This is a genomic window from Allosalinactinospora lopnorensis, assembly GCF_000981225.1.
Lineage (GTDB): Bacteria > Actinomycetota > Actinomycetes > Streptosporangiales > Streptosporangiaceae > Allosalinactinospora > Allosalinactinospora lopnorensis.
Map to the genome: position 1 here is coordinate 1 of NZ_LAJC01000117.1, position 8,869 is coordinate 8,869.

The 8,869-nt window shown below is 68.4% G+C and carries 12 protein-coding genes and 1 pseudogene; 5 read left to right on the top strand and 8 right to left on the bottom strand.

The genetic code is table 11. The features are described 5' to 3' along the window. The 8 genes and pseudogenes from VS93_RS25020 to VS93_RS25050 all read right to left on the bottom strand — a co-directional run. A pseudogene (locus VS93_RS25020) lies at positions 1 to 424 on the bottom strand (hypothetical protein); the annotation flags it as partial. After that, a complete protein-coding gene (locus VS93_RS25025) occupies positions 421 to 984 on the bottom strand; it encodes a type II secretion system F family protein (RefSeq protein WP_236700723.1) in 564 nt (187 codons plus the stop codon). The gene VS93_RS25025 and the pseudogene VS93_RS25020, both read right to left, overlap by 4 nt. Next, the gene (locus VS93_RS32190; protein ID WP_236700724.1) at positions 948 to 1,277 is read right to left on the bottom strand and encodes a hypothetical protein; all 330 of its coding nucleotides are present in this window, start codon (positions 1,275 to 1,277) and stop codon (positions 948 to 950) included. Before VS93_RS32190 ends, VS93_RS25025 begins: the two co-directional genes overlap by 37 nt. After that, complete coding sequence (locus VS93_RS25030; protein WP_046472314.1) at positions 1,274 to 2,647, bottom strand: CpaF family protein; 1,374 nt, start codon at positions 2,645 to 2,647, stop codon at positions 1,274 to 1,276. Before VS93_RS25030 ends, VS93_RS32190 begins: the two co-directional genes overlap by 4 nt. Continuing rightward, entirely contained in the window at positions 2,637 to 3,449 is an 813-nt protein-coding gene (locus VS93_RS25035; protein ID WP_156185010.1) for a hypothetical protein, read from the bottom strand. Before VS93_RS25035 ends, VS93_RS25030 begins: the two co-directional genes overlap by 11 nt. Next, positions 3,446 to 4,132 (bottom strand): SAF domain-containing protein, encoded by a 687-nt coding sequence (locus tag VS93_RS25040; RefSeq protein ID WP_236700725.1) that lies wholly within the window; start codon positions 4,130 to 4,132, stop codon positions 3,446 to 3,448. Before VS93_RS25040 ends, VS93_RS25035 begins: the two co-directional genes overlap by 4 nt. 35 nt (positions 4,133 to 4,167) lie before the next feature. Continuing rightward, positions 4,168 to 4,917, bottom strand: a complete 750-nt coding sequence (locus VS93_RS25045; RefSeq protein ID WP_046472315.1) for a hypothetical protein — start codon at positions 4,915 to 4,917, stop codon at positions 4,168 to 4,170. Continuing rightward, entirely contained in the window at positions 4,911 to 5,426 is a 516-nt protein-coding gene (locus VS93_RS25050; RefSeq protein ID WP_052745988.1) for a hypothetical protein, read from the bottom strand. The genes VS93_RS25045 and VS93_RS25050 overlap by 7 nt, the downstream gene beginning before the upstream one ends. A gap of 495 nt (positions 5,427 to 5,921) precedes the next feature. Here VS93_RS25050 and VS93_RS25055 point away from each other — a divergent pair, with 495 nt between their 5' ends. From VS93_RS25055 to VS93_RS27365, 5 genes are all read left to right on the top strand, one after another. After that, positions 5,922 to 6,716, top strand: a complete 795-nt coding sequence (locus VS93_RS25055) for a sigma-70 RNA polymerase sigma factor region 4 domain-containing protein (RefSeq protein ID WP_046472316.1) — start codon at positions 5,922 to 5,924, stop codon at positions 6,714 to 6,716. A 69-nt stretch (positions 6,717 to 6,785) separates the two neighbouring features. Beyond that, a complete protein-coding gene (locus VS93_RS25060) occupies positions 6,786 to 7,094 on the top strand; it encodes a hypothetical protein (protein ID WP_046472317.1) in 309 nt (102 codons plus the stop codon). 302 nt (positions 7,095 to 7,396) lie between these two features. Continuing rightward, positions 7,397 to 8,002, top strand: coding sequence for a conjugal transfer protein (locus VS93_RS25065; protein ID WP_162231714.1), 606 nt, complete (start codon positions 7,397 to 7,399; stop codon positions 8,000 to 8,002). Between the two features lie 93 nt (positions 8,003 to 8,095). Further along, positions 8,096 to 8,365: a hypothetical protein gene (locus tag VS93_RS25070; RefSeq protein WP_046472318.1), complete on the top strand. Its 270-nt coding sequence runs from the start codon at positions 8,096 to 8,098 to the stop codon at positions 8,363 to 8,365. Beyond that, positions 8,362 to 8,869, top strand: a 508-nt coding sequence (locus tag VS93_RS27365; RefSeq protein WP_052745990.1) for a TcpE family conjugal transfer membrane protein, incomplete at its 3' end; no start/stop codon positions are given. The genes VS93_RS25070 and VS93_RS27365, both read left to right, overlap by 4 nt.

Sequence of the window (8,869 nt, forward strand, 5' to 3'; positions counted from 1 at the left end):
ACACGTCGGGCAGCATGTATCCGATGGCGGCCAGCACCAGGGACAACCCGGCGGGCACCGCATAGGGCAGCGGTGCGCCGAGGAGCGCGCTCACCAGGGCCAGTACCAAAGGGGATGCGGCGGCCAGGCCAGCGGCTGCCAGCTTCTGGCCAACGAACTGGGCCCGGCCAAGCGAGATCAGTTCCAGGGACTGGGTCGGCACACGCACCAGCGAGGTATCGGACAGGCGGGTCAAGGCATCGGCGAGCAGCCTCTGCCACCGGCCGACGGGAGCGGCCGTGGCAGGCGGGCTTGGTCGAATTTCAGCGTTGGCTGAGGCCAGGGCCGAACGTAGATCGGGCACATTCGAGACCGACCCGGCCACCAGCAGGGTGAGGCCCAGGCCGAAACCCGCGCCTACCAGGACGAATACGGCGAGGCTCATCTCTGGTCACCGCCGCTGGACTCGGCTGGCTGCAGGAAACGCGGCCCGGGCCTGGTGGCGGTCATTCGGCGCATCCAGATCATTGCCGCGATGAACACCATGCCGATCCCGGCCAGGGCGATCTGACCAGTGGCCGAGGCGTAGGGCTGCATGTACTCGCCCGACAGCGCCAAAAAGCCCGCGGCGATCACCGCGATGATGGTGACCAGACGGGCGGTCAACCGAGGGCGGGCCCGCTCGGCCTCGATCTGGCGGTGCATGGCGACCTCCTCTGCGACCAGGTCAGCGAGCTGGCTCAGCGACTGCGAGACGCCAGCGCCCTGGCGGGTGGCCGCCAGCGAGAGTTCGGCGACCACCAGGTCACCGACGGGGGAGGCGAGTTCGTCGGCGAAGCGCCGTAATGCCTCGCTACTGGGCCAGCCGTTGCGCAGCCGGGCGCTGAGCCGCGCTACCTCCGCGCGCACCGCGGTCGGCGCTGTCTGGGCACTGGCCACCAACGCCTGCTCCACGACGATTCCGGCGCTCAGGCGCGAGGCGAGCTGGCGGACCCACTCCTCCATGCTTCCAGTCGCTCGATGGCCTGGCGTGCTTCCTTTTCGCCGCCCACGAGGTAGGGCAGTCCCAGGACGGCCAGCGGTGCGAGCACCACCGCCACAACCCACCCGGTGAACAGCCACAGACTGATCCCGGCTCCTGCTGCGATCAGGAGCCGGATCCGTTCGCGCCGACGGGGGATTCGGAGCCGTCGTGTGCGCGCTGGGGGCAGGGGAGCAGGCAGGCTACCCAAGACGATGGCGAGAACTCCGGCGGCCACACCCGCGCCGAGAGCTGCCCCGACGATGCTGTCCATCATGCCCCCACCTGTCTCAGCGGGGCGGTGGAGCGCGCGGGAGGGGTGTGCCAGGTGGAGTGCGCGGACTGCAGCCACCGCGGGTCCAGGCCCGCGCGCTGCAACTCGGGCATACACACCGGGGGAACGCCGGTCGGCTCGGCGCGGCCGTCAGCGCCGGGCTTGTAGATGTCGCTGATGGTGGGGCGTCCCGTCTCTGCGATTCCGGCGACCTCGACGACTTCGCGAACGTAGCGCAGGCGCCGGCCGCCCTCACGCCAGGTGTCGTCGAGGAGGTCGACGTGGACGATGAGGTCCACGGCCCCAGCGATGACCCGGTAGGCGATATCGGGGGCGATCCCATAACGGCCGCAGAGCACGACCAGGCGTTCGACGGCATCACGCGCCGAGCGGGCGTGCAGGGTGCACAGGGATCCGCCGTCGCCGGTGGTCATCGCATCCAGCATGGGCACCACCTCGGGCCCGCGGACCTCGCCGACCACGATGCGTGAGAGGTTCATTCTCAGTGCGTCGCGGACGATGTCTTGCAGCCCGACCTCGCCGGCGGGGCGCCCGTCGGGCCCGTACTCCGAGCCGCCTTCGCGCACCTGCATCGCCACGACGTGCGGGTGGCGCCCCAGCCTGTCCAGGTGCAGCTCGTACTCCTGCTCCAGGGTCGCGAAGCGTTCGTGAGGAGGGATGAGCGCCACCAATCCCCGCATGAGTGTGGTTTTTCCGGAGTTTTGGGCGCCGCTGACCACGATGTTCTTCCTGGCCCGGACCGCGGTCACGAAGAAAGCGCGCAAAGAGTCAGAGATCGTGCCATTCGCGGTCAGATCGTTCATCGTCACGTCCTGAAGGAGGTGACGGCGGATGACCGCGTGGGGGCGCCGGGTCGTCTCGATCACCGCGGCCAGGCGGCTGCCATCAGGCAGTTCCATGTGCAGCCGTGGTGAGGTTGTCGACAAACTCCGTCCCGCCTGGGAGGCGATGTAGCGCAGTTCGTCGACCAGTTCCTGGTCGCTGTCGGCGACCGGTTCGCCGCGCAGCAGTTCCCCTGTACGGGTGCGCATCCACACCTGGTCGTAGCCGTTGATCTCGATGTTCTCCACGTCTGGGCGCTCGATGAGGGGCTGCAGGCGGCCCAGCCCGAACACGGAGTTGAACACGCGGGTCTGCAGTTCGGCTTCCAGAGCGCCGTTGGGCGGCTGGCCGGCCAGCACGCGCTTGTGTGCCCAGGCGCGGACCTCTTCTTGGATGACGGCTCGGCCGCGCTCTCGGCGGTGCTCGGAGCGCCCGCCCTCGGTGCTGAGGCGTTCGACGACGATGTCGCGGATCAGGCGGACGTCCTCCCAGGCGGGGGTGATCCCGCCCAGTGCGCCTTCAGCCGACATCACCGGCTCCTTCCCGCGCACCGAGGGTCCGCGGGCGCACGGCCATGGAGCGCGTGAGGTTCGCCGCGCACGCACGGGCGGCGCGCATGTAGGACGACCGGGAGAAACGCCGGGGGCGCCTACCACTCACCAGGTCCTCCACCGATGCCGGGTCATGGGGCAACCGAACCGCTATATCGGTCCCCAGTGCTGTGGCGACGTCCTTGGCGGAGTAGGGGCCTTCGTCGATCAGCGCAGCCGACAGGGCCGGTGCGGGGCCGCCGCGGCTGGCCAGGGCCTGGCGCAGGTGCTCAACCCGGGGAGCCGCCGCCATCACCGAGGGCATGGTCGAGCGCACAGTGATCAGCACCAGGTCGGCTGTTTGCAGCAGGGGCCAGGGCAGGTGGCGATGTTCCAGCCGCCCGCAGTCGGCCACCACGTCCAGCGGCTGGTTCTTTCCGGCCTCTGGGAGGCGAACATCGCGCAGCAGAAAGCCCAATGGTTCCCACAGGCCATCAAGGGCGGAGGCCGACATCGGGTCGACCAGCCCGGGGAGGACGAAGCGGGAGTGGGCCGGGGCGTCCAGCGAGTACAGCTGTTGGGCCAGATCCTGCGGGGTGAGGGTTGCGTTGCGGTGCGCGGTAGCCAGATTGACGAGGTTGCGGTTCTGCCCTAGGCCGGCGAGCAGACCGGCGCGCAGGTCACCGCCGGCCGGATCGCACTCGGCCAGCATCACAGGGGAGGGCCATGCGCTGGTCAGCGCCAGCGCGGTGACCGAGGCACCGGGAGCCCCTTTGGCGGTGACCAGGCAGGTGAGCATCATTGGCCTCCCGGGGTGTCCACCACGATCGCGATCCGCCCGGTCGCCACGCGGGCCGCGAGCGTGGGGCCGTCGGTCGTTGGTGTCTCGACGTCGATGACGGTCAGTCCGTCGACGTCGGGCTTGCCGACCCGCACCACCTCGGCGTCGATGCTCTGCGGCAGCTTCTTGGGGGGTTCCCCGCCCTCCCCCGGGGTGCTGACGATCTGGACGAGGTCGCCGGCCCTGAGTCCTTGTGAGGGGAGCTGGCTGGACGCCAGCGGGATGGCCACCAGCGCCCGACCCGTGCCCGGGGTCCGCTTGGGGGTCAGCGCACTGGGTGTCAGCAGGTCTCCGGCGACCAGGTCACGACCTGCGATTTGGCCTGTGACCTGCTCCAGATCGGCCTTGGGTACAGTCTGCACGGCCGGGTCTGTGGTGATGCGAACGGTGGTGAGATCCTTGGCCGTGATCTCTTGGCCGTAGGAGACAGGTTGGGCCACCGCGAGCACCTCGACCCGCTCACCGGCGGCTGAAAGCAGGCCCGCGCCCGCCACGCCGCACGTGGCGACCAGGGTGATCCCCAGTGCGATGAGCCACGGGCGGCGGCGCCCACGCGGTGGGCGGATCGGAGGCGCGGGGATGGCGTCGTCCTGGACGGCGTGGTTCCTTTGTGGGTTGTCGTGATGTGGCGAAGTGGTCGCCATGGAAGACCCTGTTCTCCAAAAGTGCGGACTGCTGATTACTGGACCAGTGACTGTGCTTCACCGACGGCTAGAGAGGTGGAGGAGGTCCGCGTCAGATCAGCGCTTCCCGAGGCTCCGCCGCCTTCCCAGGCGATTTCCCAGTGCACGGTGGCGGTGATGCGGTAGCGCTGCTCGGGGCGGTCGGCGCTGGTGCGGGTGTAGGTGTGGCCGCAGTCGGGCGAGGAGGAGGCTTTGGCCTCAGGGGTATAGGGGGTGCCCGGGCCCTCACAGATCACGGTCGATCCTTCGCCCATGCGCCAGATGACGCTGGTGGGGCTCGCGGTCGCGGTCACCGATACCGATCCGGCCGATGCCGTCTGGCTCACCGAGGACCAGTCCTCTTCAGAGACCCACATCCACACCGGAAGCCCGACCAGCCCCATTCCTGAGGGTTTGGGGGCGAGGCCGACCTCAGGGGCGGGTAACGGCAGTTCCTCGATGGCTTGCTGGGCAAGTTCCTCGGGCGAGGGGGCGTCCTCGCCGCCGGGGATCAGCTCCGGAGCGACGCAGGTTTCCATGGGAGAGTCGGCTGTGCGCTCCTCGCAGGCGGAGACGGCAGTGGCGGAGCCGGCTCCTTCTTGGGAGGAACGTTCGGGTGGCTTTCCTGCAGATCCCTGGTCCTCGGCGAGAAGGGTGCACGAACCGGTCAGCTCCGAGCACACGACGTCGGCGGTTGCGGTCCCTGGCTGCAGGAGGGCTCCGGCGATGCCGAGTGGAAGGACGAACAGAACAGAGCGTTTCAGCATGTGCGCCCCTCTTCGGGGCGCCACTCGGTCAGCACCCATGCATCGGAGTCGTCCTGCTCGGCGCGTACCTTGATAACGCGCCGTTCCGGTTTGTCGGGGGTGGGGACGGGCTCGCCGGTCTCGGCGTCCACGGGGCGCCAGTTGGAGTCATCCCAGCAGTCCTCGAGTGTGGCTGCTGGCGGGTCGGTGTCCATGGTGAGCGCGGTGACCTCGGTGGATATCTCTGGCTCGCCCTCGAAGACCTGGCCCACCTCCTGGAAGCGCTCCACGTCGGCGACGAGGCTGTCCAATGCCTGGCCTGCTGCTCGCTCTTCCAGTTCAGGCCGAAGGTCTTCTAGGTCGTGCTCGCCCGACATCGCATCGATGTATATGCCGCGTACGTCGCGGTAGACCTCTTCGACGGCCTCGGCTTGCTCGGGGTCGATCTCTTCGGCCCCTCCCTGCCCGTTGGGAGGGGCCTCAGTGTCATCTGGGGCACTGCACCCCACCATGAGTGCGATGGCCGGCACAGCGATAAGGGCAGCAAAACGCCGGCAGTAGGCCGAACAGGGTCGGGGGATCGGCACTCGCACCTCCACGATGGTGTTGTCCCACGGCAGGGCGACCGAACAGCAGCCGTCCTCAGTGAGAGTCGGCGAACAGCTCGTGAGTCTAGAACTCGGGAGGTAAAGCCGAAATGGCCACAAAACGGGTGGAGACGCCGGCGCGGAAGCCCTGTTTGGCTCGAGAAGCCTTACGGCTCAAGGGGAGCAGGAGGCGGCGCATGAGCGCTGGGAGGTGCGTTCCATACGCGGTAACGATTTGGCCGCAAGCGGGCTCTGCTCAGGTGAAAGGCGGCCTTGAAGAGCCTCAAGCCCGACAGGAACGCCGATCCGCCCCCGAGGGGGGATGTCAACCTTCCACGGAAATCGAGATTTTCCCGTGACATTTGGTGGAGAGGAGTGGGCTGTTCCCGGCTCGAACCGTGGTGTCCGACCAATCGTCCTCAAGCAGGAGATTCAGAGTTGGACGCTACGAACGCCCGCCGGAGCACCACCACTATCATCGGCCAGCTGAACCGGGAATGGGAACAGATGCGCCAGGACGCCAGCATCGAGCAGACCCTGCACCGTTGGGCCGAGCAGGACGAGCGTCTGGGCGGAGCCGCAAGGCTGGCCGACCTGGAAGCGATCGCGCGGCGCCCTGTCACCGAGGAGACCGACCTCTTCTTCGCCTCGCTGCTGGAGCGCGCGGTCCGGCGTGATGAGGACGGTGATTTGGCCGCGCGTATCGTCGTGCAGCTGATGCTCGGCAGAGTCGTTATCAGCGCCTACTCCCTCACCGGCTGGGTCCACGACTCCGAGGAGCAAGCGCAGCTCGTCGTGGCGGCCATGTGGGAAACCATCCGCAACTTCCCCATCGACAAGCGAAAGCGCTACATCACCCCCTACCTCGCCTGGACCACCCACCATCGGGCCAAGCGGCAGGCCCAGCCAGGATGCCGCGAAATCCCTCTCGACATCGATGAGATCAACAGAATTCCGGCCGAGGAGAACCAGATGAACGCCAGCGAGGAGCTCACCAAACTCCTCGCCTGGTCACTGGCCGAATCGATCCTGAACCCGGCGGAGGCGGACCTGCTCATGGAGCGCTACGGCACCTCATCGCCGGGCCGCAAGGCCTGGTCCAGCCTGGGCGATCCCGACAGGATCGCCACGTCGATCGGTGCGACCCCGGCAGCGATGCGGCAGCGCTGCAGCAGGGCTGCCCGCAAGCTCTCCAAGGCTGCCGCCCGCTATATCGCCACCAACGTCTTTTAGGCGGCCCCGTCACAAGCCGATGCGTGGCTTCCTTCCCTGAGTTGCCCGACCAGGAAGGAAGCCACATTCATGTATGACGACTTCGACCATGACGACGTCGTTTCCGGCCTTGACGGACCAGACGTTGTGTGCCCGGATCTGCTCACCGACGATGAGCGGACCGTGGGGGCGGCCTATGCACGGCTGGTGTCGCTTTGTGAGGCTCTGATGGCCTCCCCTTTCAGTCGGCATCTGTACCAAGAACTGCGGGACTACCTCGACGTGCAGGCCTGGCAGGCCGCCGATGCCTTCGAACGCATCCAGCAGTTGGGAGCCGCGCACGTGGAGGCTCGGCTGCGAGCGCTGGAGCCGGACTCCCTCGGCGAGGACTGGGAATGAAGCGCCCACGTTTGAGCGTGAGCGGTCGCTCGCGCCCTCGAGAAGGCCGAGCCCAGGAGTCGCAGAGCCAGCCGCAACCGTGGTTTGCCGCGACTCGCCAAACTGATGCCGCCACCCGGGCACTGCGCCTGGCGCTGATGGCGTCCATCGCCTGTGGCCCGACCTCCTTGGGCCTCCACTGGTTCGCCCCGGACCAAGCGGACCACCAGGACGCCGGGCCGTCCCAGCGCGGTGGCGAGGTCTCGGCGTTGGGACCCGCCGGTTGGGCCGAGCGCGCCGTCAGCGCCTATCTGGAAGGAGACGTGGAAGCGGTTGGGCTGTTCTTTCCCACAGCCCCCGACAGCGAGCTTCCAGACCCGGCACCCGAGGCCGGACTCCGGACCACCACGGTGGCCGCCAGCGAGATCTCTGAGGAGTACTGGGGGGTCACGGTGGCGGTGTCGATTCCGCGCACCGATCCGCAGACGCCCGTCGCCCGCTATTACTCGCTGGGAGTGCTCCGCAGCGGCGCCGGATGGGTGGCAGCCGACCTGCCCAGCGAGGTCGCCATGCCGCGCCCAGGGGAGGAACCGGCGCTGGACTACGCCTCCCGTGCCGTGCCCCCGGGAGCGCTGGTGCAGACGGTCGAGCAGTGGGCCGGGGCCTACCTGGCAGCCGACGGCGAGCTCGACCGGTACCTCGCCCCCGGCTTCAACCAGGCCCCGATCTCCCCCACCCCCTATACCGCGGTGACGCTACGCGCGGTCTATCCGCGCTCCGGTCACGAAGAGCAGGCCACGAAGCAGCGCCCCGGCGACGCAGCGGTGGTTGAGGTGCTGGCCCGTCTGGAGGCCACCGACGCTTCGGAGGAGTCAATCGCCCTGACCTACCCCCTGGAACTGACCGCACGCAGTGCCGATGGGAGGTGAGCGCCCTACGACCCGCACCTGCTGATGCCGAGCAGGACAACGCCTCCGACTAGCCCTGCCACGCCACCCTGGCCAAGCCGAAGGAGATTTCCCATGCATGCGAGCGTCCTGGACTGGTACGGCGACAAGCTCACCCAGGTCACCGACCTCGTCACCCCCACCTTGTGGCTCATCGGAGCCTTCGTGGTCCTCATGGCCTACATCGTGTACCGCTCCTGGAAGAAGGCCGCGATCGCCGCCCTGGGGATGGCGATCGTGATCGCCATCGTCAACAACGTCACCTCGCTGTCCGACATGGTCGAGGGCGAGATCGCCGCCCCCCTCAGCGTGACAGCCCCGGCAGGCGTGGGGTCTACGGCGTGAACGAGCCCAACCAGACGCCCGACCAGCCTTATGCGCTGGTCGGGCGCTCCTACACCAAAGCCCGGCGCCACCCCTGGGTGATCGGCAAAATCCAGGGCTGGACCCTGCCGATGGGCCCCTTCACCGCTACCCAGCTCGGGGTGCTGGCCGTAGGGCTCTACCTGCTGGCAAAGACCTGGCCGCTGTGGAGCCATCTGGGCCCGTTCGCCGTGATCGTCATCGCCGCCCCCATTGCCGCCACCTGGGCGGTGCGCCACGCCACGATCGAGGGCCGTACCCCGCTGCGTGCACTCACCGGATATCTGGCGTTGCTCACTGCCCCCCGCACCGGCTGGATGCACGGACGCCCCGTCACTGAGCCTCGCCCGGAGCCCGTTCACGGGGTCATCACCATCGCCCCGCCCCAGGCTCCCGAAACAGGACACGACCAGCGGCGCCGGCGCACCGCACCGAGGGCCGCGCGGCCTTCGCGCCCCACCACCCTCCAGCAGCTGCTGTCCGAGC